The organism is Rhizomicrobium sp. (assembly GCA_037200985.1).
Lineage (GTDB): Bacteria > Pseudomonadota > Alphaproteobacteria > Micropepsales > Micropepsaceae > Rhizomicrobium.
Genome location: JBBCGJ010000001.1, coordinates 3,988,640 through 4,002,088, shown reverse-complemented (window position 1 = coordinate 4,002,088; position 13,449 = coordinate 3,988,640). Strand labels below are relative to the sequence as shown.

The window sequence follows — 13,449 nt, the reverse complement described above, 5'->3', positions numbered from 1 at the left end:
CCCGGATCGCTCCGCTACGCTGCGCGTCCGGGATGACATCTTCGATGTCACTTGCTACAAGCCCGTCATCAAAACATCACATGCGCGGGGCCGCTTTCATGACCGAACCGAACGGATCGACGGGAATGAAGCTGCTGGCGGGCAACTCCAACCCCGAACTGGCCAAATCGATCGCGGCTTTCCTGAAGCTGCCCTCCACCAAGGCGACGGTGCGCCGCTTCGCCGACATGGAAGTGTTCGTCGAGATCGAGGAGAACGTCCGCGGCGAGGACATCTTCGTCGTCCAGTCGACCAGCTTCCCGGCCAACGACAACCTGATGGAGCTCTTGATCATCATCGATGCGCTCCGGCGCGCCTCGGCGCGGCGCATCACGGCGGTGCTGCCCTATTTCGGCTATGCCCGGCAGGATCGCAAGGTCGGCCCGCGCACCCCCATCTCGGCCAAGCTGGTGGCGAACCTGATCACCGAGGCGGGCGCCAACCGCGTGCTCACCGTCGATCTCCATGCCGGGCAGATCCAGGGCTTCTTCGACATCCCGACCGACAATTTGTTCGCCATGCCGGTGATGGTGCGCGACATCCAGGACTATCTGGGCACCGGCGATCACCTCATGGTGGTGTCGCCCGACGTCGGCGGCGTGGTGCGGGCGCGCGCGCTGGCCAAGAGGCTGGGCACCGAACTCGCCATCGTCGACAAGCGGCGCGAGCGGGCCGGCGAATCGGAGGTGATGAACATCATCGGCGACGTGCGGGGGCGAAGCTGCATCCTGATCGACGACATCGTGGATTCGGGCGGCACGATCTGCAACGCGGCGGAGGCGCTGCTCAAGAACGGCGCCAAGGACGTCTGCGCCTATGCGACCCATGGCGTGCTGTCGGGCGGCGCGGTGGCGCGCATCGCGGGATCGAAGCTCAAATCGATGGTGGTGACCGATTCCATCGCCGCCACCGAGGAGCAGCGCAAATGCCCCAACATCAGGCGCATCTCCATCGCCCCCCTGATCGGCGAGGCGATGCGGCGGATCAACCACGAAGAGAGCGTGTCGAGCCTGTTCGATTGACTCTCGTTGGCGTCCTTTTACTCGCGCGCCACAACCTGTAGTCTACCCCAATAGGGCTTCTATCGGGGTGGAAGATGTCGATCAAAATTCCTGCAAAGGTCCAGGGCCGAGTCGCTCAGCAGCTTAAGCGATATCAGGCAACCGTAATCGATGCGCGCAAGCGCGACATCAATGAGGCCGACACCGCTCATCTCGCGATGGACATTCTATGCGATGTCTTCGGCTACAAGAAAATCGAGGAGATCACCTCGGAGAAGGCGATCAAAGGCACATTCGCCGATCTCGCCGTAAAAGTCGGCAATGCCTTCCGCTTTCTGGTGGAGGTCAAGGCGATCAATATCGAATTAAAGGAAGTGCACGTCACCCAGATCGTGAACTACGCGGCAAATCTTCCCGCCGATTGGGTCGTTCTGACCAACGGCGCGCGCTGGCAGGCCTACAAGGTCAATTTCAACAAGCCCATCGCCGGCACCCTCGTGCTGGACGTCGACATCTGTACGAGCAATTTAAAGGAAGAGGAGCTGTTCGATCTCTTCGGCGGCTTGAGTCGCGAGGTGTTCACGCCCGATTCGATGTCGCAAATGTTCAAGGCCAAACAGGCCATGAGCAAATATTCCATCGCACAGCTTCTCCTGTCCGATCCGGTCGTCGGCATGGTCCGCCGTGAACTGCGCAAACTTGCGGACGGAATCAATCCCGATATCGATGACGTTCGAAATATCATCGAGACGCAGGTCATCAAGCGCGAGCTGATTGAAGCCGATGAGGCGAAGGTCGCGGCGAAAGCCGTCAGGAAACTCAACAGGGTTCCGAGAGCGCCCAGGTCGGCGGCCGACGTGGAAGCGACGACTTCCTCCGTTGCGGATGTGGCAGCTCCCACTGCCGAAACCTGAGGTCGGTCAGCCGGCGATAACGAAAGGGCGAGCGGCAAATGCCTAGCACGTCGGACGTCCGCAAGATCGCGCTGTCCCTCGACGGCGTGACGGAGGTCGATCACTGGGGGCGGCCGGCTTATCGTACCGCCAAGCGCATTTTCGCGGTGATGCGACCGGACGGGCTCTATCTCAATCTCGACGAGGCGCGGAAGGAATTTCTGTTCGAGGCCGATCCCAAGGTCTTCGTCAAATATATGTGGGGCAAGACCGCCAATGTGATCGTGCAGATCGACAAGATCTCCAAGCGCGAATTGGAGGCGTTGATCCGCGAGGCGTGGACGAAGAACCTGCCGCCGCCGCCCAAGGCCAAGACGGCAACGACAAAATCTAAAGCGCCGCGATGAAGCGCAGCATGTCGGCGTGGAGCGTCGTGCGGCGGCGCAGGTCGCGCGCCAGCGACAGGATGATGCCGAGATGGCCGATCCCCCTGTATTCGATCAGCTCGACCGCGTTGTCGGCGGCGGCCAGGCGCCGCGCGAAGCGCCGCGAATTGCCGGCGCCGACCGTGGTGTCCCCCGTGCCGTGCGCCAGCAGCATGGGCGGCGCGCCGGGGGCGACATGCTTGATCGGCTGCGTCGCCATCACGCGGGCGCCGCCGAAGATGTCGATCAGCGCCGGATCGTAGAGCGGCAGGAAGTCGTAGGGACCGGCGAGGCCGATGACGCCGCGAATGGCGGCGGGCGACAGGTCGACCGCTTTCAGATAATCCGCGTTCACCGCCAGCATCGTCGCGATATAGGCGCCGGCGGAATGGCCGCTGACGAAGAGGCGATCCGGATCGCCGCCCTGCGCGCCCGCCTGCCGGCGCAGGAAGCGCAAGGCCAGCGCGCCGTCCTCGACGAAGGCGGGATATCGGACCTCGGGATAGAGGCGGTAGTCGGCGACCGCGGTGACGATGCCCTCGCTCGCGAAGGCCTGGCCGAAGGCGCGGTAGATCGCCTTGGAGCCGCTCTGCCAGCTTCCGCCGTAGAAGAACAGCAGCACCGGCGCGGGCGCCGTCAGGCCGTCGGGGACGTAGAGGTCGAGCTTCTGACGGGCGGCCGGACCGTAGGCGAGGTCCGCCAGCACGCGGTAGCCGGAACGCGGGACGCGGCTGTCGATGAGCGGGAGGGCGAGTTTCAGCGCGCCGTCCTGGACGGCATAGGCGAGACGTTCCAGGGCGCGGGCGGCTTTGTTGGCCATGCGGAGCTGTAAAATATAATCCTATCAAATAGTTAGGCCAAGCGTGCCGCAATATAACACGGCGTCATTGCCAGGCTCGTCCGGGCAAGCCATTTTTTCCGGCCAAGGAAAATTGGGCCGCCCGCGTAAAGCGGGCGATGACGGGGCAAGGGATGGGGAAAGCCCCGTTGCGCGGGGCCCGCGCATCCGCTAAAAGCCGCGCCTTCGCGGGCTCTTCATGCGTCAGAGCCTGAAAAAGCCCAAGGAATTCCAGATCATGCGCCAGCCCCAGGAACTCGTCGCCCAGCCGCGCAGCGGCACCGGCAAGGGATCGGCCTTCCAGACCCGTCTGCAGGGCCAGGTGCCGGCCGTGGTCTATGGCGGCGATGACGCCCCCGAGAACGTCTCGGTCGACTACCGCACGCTGGAGCGCGCCTACCAGACCGGCAGCTTCACGACCTCGCTGGTGATGCTCGACGTCGCCGGCAAGAAGACCCGCGTGATCCCGCGCGAAGTGCAGGTCGATCCGGTGACCGACCGCCCGGTGCATGTCGATTTCATGCGGCTCGGCGAAGGCGCCAAGGTGCGGCTCGCCATTCCGGTGCATTTCCGCAACCAGGGCGACTCCCCCGGCCTCAAGAAGGGCGGCGTGCTGAACATCGTGCGCCACGAGATCGAGCTCTTGTGCCCGGCCGAAAGCATTCCGGAAGAGATCAACATCGACCTCACCGGCCTCGACATCCATGGCTCGGTGCATATCAACTCCGTGAAGCTGCCCGAGGGCGTCAAGCCGATCATCCGCGGCCGCGACTTCACCATCTGCTCCATCGTCGCGCCGACCAGCGTGCTCGAAGAGCAGAAGGCCGCAGCCGCCGCGGCAGCAGCCGCCGCGTCCGCGCCGGTCGCCGAGGAAGGCGCCGCCGCCGAGGGTGCCGCCCCCGCCGCGGGTGCCGCGCCGGCCGCCGCCGCCAAGGCTCCAGAGAAGAAGTAACCTCGCGCGCCGGCGCAGGACGCTTCCATGGCCGATACGCCTCTCCTCATCGCCGGGCTCGGCAATCCCGGCGCGGCGTATGCGCGCAACCGCCACAATGTCGGCTTCATGGCGGTCGACACGATCCAGGCGAGCTATCCGTTCGCACCGTGGCGGGCGCGCTTCCACGGGCTGATCAGCGAAGGCAGCCTCGACGGCCGCAAGACCTATCTGCTCAAGCCCACGACCTATATGAACGAGAGCGGCCGGTCGGTCGGCGACGCGATGCGGTTCTTCAAGCTGCCGCTGTCGGCCATCGTCGTCATGCATGACGAGCTCGACCTCGCGGCGGCCAAGCTGAAGGTGAAGACGGGCGGCGGCGATGCGGGCAACAACGGCGCCCGTTCGATCACCGCGGCGATCGGGCCGGACTACCGCCGGGTGCGGATCGGGATCGGCCATCCGGGCGAGAAGCACCGGGTGATGGGCCATGTGCTGGGCAATTTCAGCAAGGCGGACGAGGATTGGCTGGTGCCGATGCTGTCGGCCATCGCCGAGGCCGCGCCGATGCTTGCCAAGGACGACGATGCGGGGTTCATGAGCAAGGTGGCGCTGATCCTGAAGCCGCCGGCGAAAAAAGAAAAACCGGCGAAGCCGGAATGATTCACGCGGAGCCGCGGAGAACGCGGAGTTACAATCCTCCGCGACTCCGCGTCTCCGCGTGAGTCCATTCAGAGAGAGAAGATAGATGGGCTTCAAGTGTGGAATTGTCGGGCTGCCGAATGTCGGCAAGTCGACGCTGTTCAACGCGCTGACGCAGACCGCGGCGGCGCAGGCGGCGAATTATCCCTTCTGCACCATCGAGCCCAATGTCGGCGACGTGGCGGTGCCGGACCCGCGCCTCGAGACGCTGGCGCGGATCGGCAAGTCGCAGGAGATCATCCCGACCCGCATCACCTTCGTGGACATCGCGGGGCTGGTGCGCGGCGCGTCGAAGGGCGAGGGGCTCGGCAACCAGTTCCTCGCCAATATCCGCGAGGTCGATGCCATCGCGCATGTGCTGCGCTGCTTCGAGGACGACGACATCACCCATGTCGAGAACCGGATCGATCCGGTCGGCGACGCCGAGACGGTCGAGACCGAGCTGATGCTCGCCGACCTGGAGAGCCTGGAGAAGCGCATCAAGCCGCTCGAGAAGAAGGCGAACTCGGGGGAGAAGGAAGCCAAGGAACAGCTCGCGCTGATGATGAAGGCCATCGTCCTGCTGCGCGAAGGCAAGCCGGCGCGGGACGCCGCGCTGACGCCGGAGGAGAGCGCGCCGTTCTCCCAGCTCGGGCTGATGACCGCCAAGCCGGTGCTCTATGTCTGCAATGTCGAGGAAGGGTCGGCGGCGACGGGCAACAAATACTCGGCTGCGGTGGAAGCGATGGCCAAGGCGCAGGGCGCGGGCACGGTGACGATCTCCTGCCGCATCGAGGAAGAGGTCGCGCAATTGCCGGCCGGCGAGCGCGAGGAATTTCTCGCGAGCCTGGGCCTCGACGAGCCCGGCCTCAACAAGCTGATCCGCGCCGGCTATGCGTTGCTGGGCCTGCTTACGTTCTTCACCGTGGGGCCGAAAGAGGCGCGGGCCTGGACCGTCACGAAAGGTTCGCGCGCGCCGCAGGCGGCGGGCGTGATCCATACCGATTTCGAGCACGGCTTCATCCGGGCCGAGACCATCGCCTTCGCCGACTATGTCGCCAATAACGGCGAGGCGGGCGCGCGCGACGCGGGCAAATTCCGGCTGGAAGGCAAGGACTATGTCGTCGCCGACGGCGACGTGATGCACTTCCGCTTCAACGCATAAAGAAGCCGCAATCGCACCCAAGTCGCGCCCCATTGCGCGCCCAGCCTTTCGGTCGAACCGAACGGAGGGGATGCGTCATGGTTCGTCGATCCATTTTTCTCGTCAGCTGTGTGTTGCTGTTGGCGGGTTGCGGCGACCGCTCCGGCCCGCCGGGTAGCCGCAATCCGTACGGCCTCGCGGACGCACGCCGCGGAGTCATGAACCTTGCTGCTCCCGTTCCGGATGTCGCGCCGCCGCCGTCCCTCGTCCCGGGCATATCCCAGCAATTCAGCTACAGCCACGCCTGGACGGTGGAGATGGCGCGCGCCGCCGTGGCGCCGCGCTTCCGGCGGGCGCGCGATCTTTGCCTCAAGGACCGCGCGCTGGATTGCAAGCTCGTCACCGCCAATCTCACGAGCGGCGACGACGGCTATGTCTCCGCTTCGCTCGCCGTGCAGTTGCCGCATGCCGGGCTGGAGGCGTTCGAGCGCGCGCTGCTGGCGCCGGTGGCCGGCGAGGCGGCCGGAGACGCCGCGATGACGTCGCGTTCCACCCAGGCGCAGAGCGTCGAGACCGAAGCCGGCGATGCGGGGCGCAAGGCGGCGCAGCTTTCCGCCTATCGCGACCGGCTGGCGGAGATCGCCATGCGGCCCAATCTTGCCATCGACGACATCATCAAGCTGGAGGCGGAGCGGGCCCGGGTCGAGGACGATCTCGACACGGCGCGGACGACCGCGCGCGGGCTGAACGCGGGTATCGCGCGGGAAAGCGTGACCGTCCAATTGTCGGAGCGCATCGTGCCCGTCGGGCCTTTCGGCCGCATGCTGCAAAACGCGGGCGACGTCCTCGCCGAGAACGCCGCGGGCGCGGTGCTGTTCGTCATCGCCGCGATCCCGTGGCTGCCGATCCTGGCGGCGGGAATTTACACGGTCTCGTGGCTGTGGCGGTTGTTTCGGCGGCGGCAAAAGGCCATCGTTCCGGCCGGATAAAACGCGGGAACGGACCATGGCCCCCAAAGGCAAGATGGAAAAGATGACGATGAGCGACGGCGCCCAGATCGGCGTCTATCGCGTGCAGCCCGAAGGGGCGCGGCGCGGCGGGCTGGTGCTCATCCAGGAGATCTTCGGCGTCACCGAGCACATCATGGAATTGTGCGACGGCTATGCCGCCGACGGCTATGAGGTGCTGGGCCCGGCACTCTACGACCGCGAGCATCCGAACTTCCAGGCGACCTATTCGCCGGAGGACATCCAGACCGGCATCAAGCTGGCGCGGGCGGAACATCCCTTCGATCTTTCCATCGCCGACACGCAGACCTGCATCGACGACCTGAAGGCGCGCGGGGCGGTGTTCATCACCGGCTATTGCTATGGCGGCAGCGTGACCTGGGCAGCGGCAGGGCGCTGCACCGGGCTGGCGGCGGCGGCGGGCTATTACGGCGGCAATATCGGCCAGATGATCGACCTGGAACCGAAATGCCCGACCATCCTGCATTTCGGCGAGAAGGATCACGGCATCCCGATGGAGACGGTGCAGAAGATCGCCGCGGCGCATCCCAAGGTGCAGGTGTTCCTCTACGACGCCGGCCACGGATTCAATTCGGACCGCCGCACCGACTTCAACCCCGACGCCGCCGCGCTGGCGCGCAAGCGGACGCTGGAATTGTTCCGGGCGCACGGGGGATAGCGCGCCGCATTTGTGCCGGATTCCGGAACCGGAACGGCACGCGTGGCATGATCGTTTGGGAGTCGGGCAACGGGGCACAAGCAAGCTTAGGAGTTGCTCATGTCCTTCCGATCTTCTCTCAATCCCTTGCGCCTCGCGCTGCTGGCGGGCGCCATCGGCCTCGGCCTGACCGCCACGGCGGCAAAGGCACAGGACGGTGCTTATCGCGATGTCGTCTATGGCGCCGACGGCACGGAACGCGTGATCGTGCGTCCGTCCTATGACGATCTTCGCCGCTATCCGGACGGCACGGTGACGCTGTCGCGGGAAGTGTCCTTCGCCGATCTCGATCTTTCGACGCGGGCCGGCGCGCGCGAATTGCGCTCCCGGGTGCGCGACACGGCGCGCGAGGTCTGCGCCGAGCTGCGCGACCGGACCGACAGCGCCACCGACCTGAACCGGATGGATATGGGACGCTGCGAGCACGACGCCTATCGCGACGCGATGGACCAGGCGCATGACGCCATCGCCGATGCGCGGGAGTCCGGCTATTCGCAATCGGCCTATCGCGGCGACGACGATGACGACGGCGATTGAACCCGCGGTGTGGGCGCCGGCATCTTCGCGATGGCGGCGCCTAACATGGCCCGGCGCCGGAACTTATCCGTGCGCGCCGGGGTTAACGGTGGAACCAACCAAGGCTCGAAACATGAAAACCCTGTTCGCATCCATTGTTGCGTTGACGCTCCTGTCCGGTACCGCGAGCGCGGCGGGTATCGGCGTCCATGTCGGCGGTCTCGGCATCGGTCTCGGCGTGCACGGCCACCATCATCACGGCTGCCGCGGCTGGGGCTATCGCCATCATCACCGCTATTGCCGCAGCTGGTAAGACCGGTAGGGCTGGCCGTACAGGCCGGCCCTATTTTGTCCGGGCGCGGCGCATCGCTCAGCGAAGCGCCGCCTCGATATTGCCGCCGTCGACGGTGATAACCGCGGCCGTCGTCTTCTCGGCATGGGCCAGGTAGACGAAGGCTTCCGCGACTTCCGACGCATAGACCTCGCGGCCCAGCAGATTTCCCGACATATAGCTGTCTTCCGACATGCCGCGCGCCTTGGCGCGGGCGGCGACCATCTCGTCGGTCAGAAGGCCCGAGCGGATGCGGTCGGCGTTGACCGCGTTGGCGCGGATGCCGTCCTTGCCGTGGTCGAGCGCATACTGGCGCACCAGGAAGAGCGTCGCCGCCTTGGGCAGGCCATAGGGGCCGAAATCCTTGCCGGGGTTCACCGCCTGCTTGGACGTGTTGAACAAGAGGCAGCCATAGGTGCCCTGCGCGCGCATGATATGAACCGCGTTCTGCGCCACGGACTGGTGCGCGAAGAAGTTGAGCTCGAAGGATTTGCGCAGCACGGCGTCGTCGACACTGCCGATGGCGCCCTGCCAGGCCGCGCCGGCGTTGGAGACGACAATGTCGACGCCGCCGAAGGCTTCCACCACCTTGTCGAACGCCGCCTTCACCGAGGCCGGGTCGGTCACGTCGCACTGGATCGCCAGCGCGTGGCTGTGCACCGCCTTGGCGGCCTTCACCGCCATGTCATGATCGCGGTCGAGTATGGCGATCTCCGCCCCCTCCGCCGCCATGGCGCGCGCCGTCGCCGCCCCGATGCCGGAGCCGCCGCCGGTGATGACGCAGACCTGACGGGCCAGCGTCTTCTCCGCGCCCTTGCCAAGCTTGGCCTGCTCCAGCGACCAGTATTCGACCTCGAACATGTCGTTCTCGGAGATGCAGCGATATTCGCCGATCGCCTCTGCGTCGCTGATGACCTCCACCGTGTTCTCCGCGATGTCGGCGGCGATGGCCGCGTCCTTGGCGCTGGCGCCGATGCCGAACAGGCCGAGGCCGGGGACCAGGATCACGCGCGGCAGCGGATCGAGCTCCTTCTTCTTCGGGTTCGAGGTCTCGTTGTTGCGGCGGAAATAATCGTGATAGCGCGCGACGAAGGCCTCGACCGCGTCGTGCACGGACTTCTTCCAGTCGTCGAGCTTGTGGGCGTCCGGCGCGGGCACGACCAGCGGCCAGTTCTTGGTGCGGATCGTGTGGTCGGGCGTCACAACGCCGACCTGGGAATAGCGCGCGAGGTCGGCGCCGTTCACATAAGTGAGGATCGCCGGGCTGGTGCGGAAGCAGAGGATCTGGCGCTTGACCGTGCCGGCCATCGGGTTGCGCGCGATGGCGACGGCGCCGCGCAGGATCGGCGCGATGTCGGCGACGCGGGCGAGGTGCGCGGGCAGCGCGGCCGGCTTCAGCGGCTTGCGGTTCTGCTTGAGGCGGTCCTCCGCCAGGGTGACGAATTCGATCATCTTCTCATAGGCGGTCTTTGCGTCCTGCGCGAAGGTGAAGATGCCATGCCGCGGCAGGATCAGGCCTTCGACGTCCGGATTGGCGTCGAACACGTCGGCGACCGCCTTGGCCAGCGTGAAGCCCGGGATGAAATACGGCACATAGGCGACGCGCTTGCCGTAGATGTCGCGCGCGATGGCCTCGCCGTCCGGCTGGTCGGTCAGCGCGAGCACGGCGGTGGAATGGGTGTGGTCGATGAATTTGTGCGGCAGGAAGGCGTGCAGCAGCGTCTCCACCGAGGGGTTCGGTGCCGAGGCGTCCAGCAGGTTGATGCGCTGGAAATTGACCATGTCCTCGTCGCTGAGCGTATTGAGACGGCGCAGGCGCCGCAGCTCGGCGAGGCGCACGGCGGGAAGCCCCTGCGGCTCGATATTGCTCATGTCCCAGCCCGAGCCCTTGACGCACAGGACCTCGACGTCTTCGCCGAGCTGGTCCTTGGCGGTGGTCTTCACAGACGTGTTGCCGCCGCCATGGAGCACAAGCTTCGGATCGGAGCCCAGGAGACGCGTGGTATAGGTGCGGATCGCGAGATCGGCGTTGACGCCTTTCTCGGCGTAGCGCGTCACGAAATCGTCGGCGTCGGACTCAACCCAGCGGGACTTCATCGTCGTTCAACCACCACATCTTGGGGCCGTCGGATCGGCCGGAACACATCGTATTGTTTTCGAGGTCTCGGTGAGAGTCCCCGCCGCCCAACACAGGGCCATCAGGCGGCGGGGAAAAGGCTGCGTAGGCCCTGCTCCGTCGCCGCGCAAGTCCCTCGTTCGGTGATGAAACCGGTGACGAGGCGCTGCGGCGTGACGTCGAAGCCGGGGTTCGCCGCCCCCGAACCGGGTGCCGCGATCTCGACCGTCAAGATGGTTCCAGATGGGGTGCGGCCGGTCATTTTCAAGACCTCGTCCTGCGATCTTTCCTCGATGGGGATGTCTGCGCCGCGCGCCAGCGTCCAGTCGATGGTCGAGGACGGCAGCGCGACATAGAACGGTACGCCGTTGTCCTTGGCGGCGAGCGCCTTCAGATAGGTGCCGATCTTGTTGGCGACGTCGCCGTTGGCGGTGACGCGGTCGGTGCCGACGATCACGAGATCGACCTGGCCGTGCTGCATGTAATGGCCGCCGGCATTGTCGGCGAGGATGGTGTGGGCGACGCCATGGCCGCCGAGCTCGAACGCCGTCAGCGAGGCGCCCTGGTTGCGCGGCCGGGTTTCGTCGACCCAGACATGGAGCGGGACGCCTTCGTCATGCGCCATGTAGATCGGCGCCAGCGCGGTGCCCCAGTCCACCGTCGCCAGCCAGCCGGCGTTGCAATGGGTCAGGATGTTGAGCTTGCGGTTCTTCTCTTTGTAGAGGTTGCGGATGATGGCGAGGCCGTTGCGTCCGATGGCTTCGCACATCGCGGCGTCTTCGTCGGCGATGGCGGCGGCTTCCTTCCACGCCAGCGCGGCGCGTTCGGCGCGCGGGTGGTTGCGGAGCGCGTCGCACATCCGCTTCAGCGCCCAGCGCAGGTTGATGGCGGTCGGCCGGGTTTCCGCCAGCATGTCGTGGGTGGCGGTGAGGTTCTCGTCGGACGGGTCGGCGCGGACGGCGAGCGCCAGGCCGTAGGCGGCGACGGCGCCGATCAAGGGCGCGCCGCGGGTGATCATCGCCTTGATGACGTGCGCCGCGTCGGCGGCGGAGGTGAGCGTCAGGGTCTCGAACGCGAAGGGCAGCTTGGTCTGGTCGATGATGCCGAACGCATCCTCGCCGACGGGCCAGACCGAGCGGTAGTGCTTGCCGTTGATTTTCATGGGGCGGTGTTTAGCGGGAAAAGTTGGCGGGCTCTAGCGCGATTTGTCCTCTCCCGCGGAGCGGGAGGGGTGGCGAGCGAAGCGAGACGGTGAGGGCCCGTCTCGCGGCCTTACCCCTCACCAGCAAAATCCAAGCACTTAGCTGCGCTTCGCTCCGCTAAGTGCAGGATTTTGCGTCCTCTCCCGCGCGCGGAAGAGGATATCAGTGCGGCACCGTCGCCTGCATCGAGGCGAACTTCGAGAATCCCTCGTACCATTGCGCCAATTTCGGCCGTCCCTCGCGCCAGGCGAGGTCCGGGTAGCGGAAATCGAGATAGCCCAGGGCGCAGCCGGTCGCGACTTCGCCAATGGTCGGCGGGTCGATGAGCTTCATGCGCTCCAGCGCGTCGAGGCCGGCCTTCACGGTCGTCATGTGGCGGGCGATGTGGTCCTGGTTCTGACGTTCTTCCGGCACAAGCCGCTCATAGCGGCAGCCGACCGCGGCATCCATGATGCCGTCCGCCAGCGCCTGGAGCCCGAGCGCCCGCCAGCGGCCGGAGACGCTGCGCCAGATCGTCATGCCGGGAAAGAACTTCCCGCCGCCGATATTGTTCAGGTACTCGCAGATCACGGACGAGTCGAACAGCGCCGAGCCGTCGTCGAGGATCAGGATCGGAATCTTCTTGAGCGGGTTGATGCGGCGGATGCTTTCGTCGTCGCGCGCATTGGCGACGACGATCTCCTCCAGCTTGAGATTCAGCTCATGGGCGACGACGCGGCACTTGCGCGCGAAGGGCGATGCGGGGTGGGTGTAGAGCTTCATTGCAAACCTGTCGCCACTATGACTTCGATGTCCTCCCCCGCTTGCGGGAGAGGTGCCGAGCGAAGCGAGGCGATGAGGGGCTGTCGCGCGGCCTTACCCCTCACCTAGCAAAATCCAAGCACTTGGCTGCGCTTCGCTCCGCTAAGTGCAGGATTTTGCGTCCTCCTGCTCCGCTTCGCTACGCGTCCCTACGCTGTCGCTACGGACCCCGCGAGCGGGAGAGGAAAATCAATGCCCTTCATACGCCACCAGCGTCGTCACCTGCTTGCCGAGCTTCCTGATCTTGTCGGCGCCGCCGAGCTCGGGGAGGTCGATCACGAAGGAACAGCCCACCACATTGGCGCCGGCCCGCTCGAGCAGCTTGATCGCCGCCACGCAGGTGCCGCCGGTGGCGATCAGGTCGTCGACCACGATCACGTTCTCACCCTTGTGCACGGCATCGGTATGGATCTCGACCCGGTCGGTGCCGTATTCGAGGTCGTAGTCCTCGCCCAGCACGGTGAAGGGGAGCTTGCCCTTCTTGCGCACCGGCACGAAGCCGGTGGAAAGCTGGTGCGCCACCGCGCCCCCCAAGATGAAGCCGCGCGCCTCAATGCCCGCGACCTTGTGGATGTCGACGCCGGCATAGGGCTGCACCAGCTCGTCGATCGCGCGGCGGAAGGCGCGCGGATTGCCCATCAGGGTCGTCACGTCGCGGAACATGATGCCGGGCTTGGGATAATCCGGAATGGTCCGGATGGTGTCCTTGAAGTTCATGGCGGTCTCGGGCGGATGACGAGACGTTCTATACAGATCGCGGCAATTCCCCAAGTCCGCCTGGCTTTGGACACGATCCGGCGCGACAA

Annotated in this window: 15 protein-coding genes; 10 read left to right on the top strand and 5 right to left on the bottom strand. The window is 65.7% G+C overall.

Features of this window, described 5'->3' with window-relative positions; translation table 11 throughout:
* Positions 1-98 precede the first annotated feature (98 nt).
* The 3 genes from WDN01_19825 to WDN01_19815 all read left to right on the top strand — a co-directional run bounded on the left by WDN01_19825 (position 99) and on the right by WDN01_19815 (position 2,340).
* Complete coding sequence (locus WDN01_19825) at positions 99-1,061, top strand: ribose-phosphate pyrophosphokinase (protein ID MEJ0028281.1); 963 nt, start codon at positions 99-101, stop codon at positions 1,059-1,061.
* Positions 1,062-1,135: 74 nt separating this feature from the next.
* On the top strand, positions 1,136-1,954 hold the full coding sequence (locus WDN01_19820) for a type I restriction enzyme HsdR N-terminal domain-containing protein (GenBank protein ID MEJ0028280.1): 819 nt from the start codon (positions 1,136-1,138) through the stop codon (positions 1,952-1,954).
* Positions 1,955-1,992: 38 nt separating this feature from the next.
* Positions 1,993-2,340 (top strand): MmcQ/YjbR family DNA-binding protein, encoded by a 348-nt coding sequence (locus tag WDN01_19815; protein ID MEJ0028279.1) that lies wholly within the window; start codon positions 1,993-1,995, stop codon positions 2,338-2,340.
* On the opposite strand, the gene WDN01_19810 is transcribed toward WDN01_19815, so the two are convergent.
* Positions 2,324-3,178 (bottom strand): alpha/beta hydrolase, encoded by an 855-nt coding sequence (locus tag WDN01_19810; protein ID MEJ0028278.1) that lies wholly within the window; start codon positions 3,176-3,178, stop codon positions 2,324-2,326. The genes WDN01_19815 and WDN01_19810 overlap by 17 nt on opposite strands.
* Positions 3,179-3,395: 217 nt before the next feature.
* Between WDN01_19810 and WDN01_19805 the strand changes: the two genes are divergently transcribed.
* The 7 genes from WDN01_19805 to WDN01_19775 all read left to right on the top strand — a co-directional run bounded on the left by WDN01_19805 (position 3,396) and on the right by WDN01_19775 (position 8,506).
* Positions 3,396-4,148, top strand: coding sequence for a 50S ribosomal protein L25/general stress protein Ctc (locus WDN01_19805; protein MEJ0028277.1), 753 nt, complete (start codon positions 3,396-3,398; stop codon positions 4,146-4,148).
* A 27-nt stretch (positions 4,149-4,175) separates the two neighbouring features.
* On the top strand, positions 4,176-4,790 hold the full coding sequence (gene pth, locus WDN01_19800; GenBank protein ID MEJ0028276.1) for an aminoacyl-tRNA hydrolase: 615 nt from the start codon (positions 4,176-4,178) through the stop codon (positions 4,788-4,790).
* 85 nt (positions 4,791-4,875) lie between these two features.
* The gene (gene ychF, locus WDN01_19795) at positions 4,876-5,973 is read left to right on the top strand and encodes a redox-regulated ATPase YchF (GenBank protein ID MEJ0028275.1); all 1,098 of its coding nucleotides are present in this window, start codon (positions 4,876-4,878) and stop codon (positions 5,971-5,973) included.
* Between the two features lie 197 nt (positions 5,974-6,170).
* Positions 6,171-6,941, top strand: coding sequence for a DUF4349 domain-containing protein (locus WDN01_19790; protein ID MEJ0028274.1), 771 nt, complete (start codon positions 6,171-6,173; stop codon positions 6,939-6,941).
* Between the two features lie 16 nt (positions 6,942-6,957).
* Positions 6,958-7,638, top strand: coding sequence for a dienelactone hydrolase family protein (locus tag WDN01_19785; protein ID MEJ0028273.1), 681 nt, complete (start codon positions 6,958-6,960; stop codon positions 7,636-7,638).
* A gap of 99 nt (positions 7,639-7,737) precedes the next feature.
* On the top strand, positions 7,738-8,214 hold the full coding sequence (locus tag WDN01_19780) for a UrcA family protein (GenBank protein MEJ0028272.1): 477 nt from the start codon (positions 7,738-7,740) through the stop codon (positions 8,212-8,214).
* Between the two features lie 112 nt (positions 8,215-8,326).
* A complete protein-coding gene (locus WDN01_19775; GenBank protein MEJ0028271.1) occupies positions 8,327-8,506 on the top strand; it encodes a hypothetical protein in 180 nt (59 codons plus the stop codon).
* 57 nt (positions 8,507-8,563) lie between these two features.
* Here WDN01_19775 and WDN01_19770 read toward each other — a convergent pair whose 3' ends face one another.
* The 4 genes from WDN01_19770 to WDN01_19755 all read right to left on the bottom strand — a co-directional run bounded on the left by WDN01_19770 (position 8,564) and on the right by WDN01_19755 (position 13,360).
* On the bottom strand, positions 8,564-10,621 hold the full coding sequence (locus WDN01_19770) for a bifunctional aldolase/short-chain dehydrogenase (protein MEJ0028270.1): 2,058 nt from the start codon (positions 10,619-10,621) through the stop codon (positions 8,564-8,566).
* Between the two features lie 101 nt (positions 10,622-10,722).
* Positions 10,723-11,802, bottom strand: coding sequence for an S-methyl-5-thioribose-1-phosphate isomerase (gene mtnA, locus WDN01_19765; protein ID MEJ0028269.1), 1,080 nt, complete (start codon positions 11,800-11,802; stop codon positions 10,723-10,725).
* 202 nt (positions 11,803-12,004) lie between these two features.
* On the bottom strand, positions 12,005-12,604 hold the full coding sequence (locus WDN01_19760) for a glutathione S-transferase (protein MEJ0028268.1): 600 nt from the start codon (positions 12,602-12,604) through the stop codon (positions 12,005-12,007).
* A 228-nt stretch (positions 12,605-12,832) separates the two neighbouring features.
* Positions 12,833-13,360, bottom strand: coding sequence for an adenine phosphoribosyltransferase (locus WDN01_19755; protein MEJ0028267.1), 528 nt, complete (start codon positions 13,358-13,360; stop codon positions 12,833-12,835).
* Positions 13,361-13,449: the final 89 nt, after the last annotated feature.

Bases quoted from the DNA above. Each gene is read 5' to 3' on its own strand.
- WDN01_19815 (MEJ0028279.1), top strand. From the start codon at position 1,993: ATGCCTAGCACGTCGGACGTCCGCAAGATCGCGCTGTCCCTCGACGGC.
- WDN01_19790 (MEJ0028274.1), top strand. From the start codon at position 6,171: ATGAACCTTGCTGCTCCCGTTCCGGATGTCGCGCCGCCGCCGTCCCTC.
- mtnA (MEJ0028269.1), bottom strand. From the start codon at position 11,802: ATGAAAATCAACGGCAAGCACTACCGCTCGGTCTGGCCCGTCGGCGAG.
- WDN01_19770 (MEJ0028270.1), bottom strand. From the start codon at position 10,621: ATGAAGTCCCGCTGGGTTGAGTCCGACGCCGACGATTTCGTGACGCGC.
- WDN01_19820 (MEJ0028280.1), top strand. From the start codon at position 1,136: ATGTCGATCAAAATTCCTGCAAAGGTCCAGGGCCGAGTCGCTCAGCAG.
- WDN01_19810 (MEJ0028278.1), bottom strand. From the start codon at position 3,178: ATGGCCAACAAAGCCGCCCGCGCCCTGGAACGTCTCGCCTATGCCGTC.
- WDN01_19755 (MEJ0028267.1), bottom strand. From the start codon at position 13,360: ATGAACTTCAAGGACACCATCCGGACCATTCCGGATTATCCCAAGCCC.
- WDN01_19775 (MEJ0028271.1), top strand. From the start codon at position 8,327: ATGAAAACCCTGTTCGCATCCATTGTTGCGTTGACGCTCCTGTCCGGT.
- WDN01_19760 (MEJ0028268.1), bottom strand. From the start codon at position 12,604: ATGAAGCTCTACACCCACCCCGCATCGCCCTTCGCGCGCAAGTGCCGC.
- WDN01_19780 (MEJ0028272.1), top strand. From the start codon at position 7,738: ATGTCCTTCCGATCTTCTCTCAATCCCTTGCGCCTCGCGCTGCTGGCG.
- WDN01_19825 (MEJ0028281.1), top strand. From the start codon at position 99: ATGACCGAACCGAACGGATCGACGGGAATGAAGCTGCTGGCGGGCAAC.
- ychF (MEJ0028275.1), top strand. From the start codon at position 4,876: ATGGGCTTCAAGTGTGGAATTGTCGGGCTGCCGAATGTCGGCAAGTCG.
- WDN01_19805 (MEJ0028277.1), top strand. From the start codon at position 3,396: ATGCGTCAGAGCCTGAAAAAGCCCAAGGAATTCCAGATCATGCGCCAG.
- WDN01_19785 (MEJ0028273.1), top strand. From the start codon at position 6,958: ATGGCCCCCAAAGGCAAGATGGAAAAGATGACGATGAGCGACGGCGCC.
- pth (MEJ0028276.1), top strand. From the start codon at position 4,176: ATGGCCGATACGCCTCTCCTCATCGCCGGGCTCGGCAATCCCGGCGCG.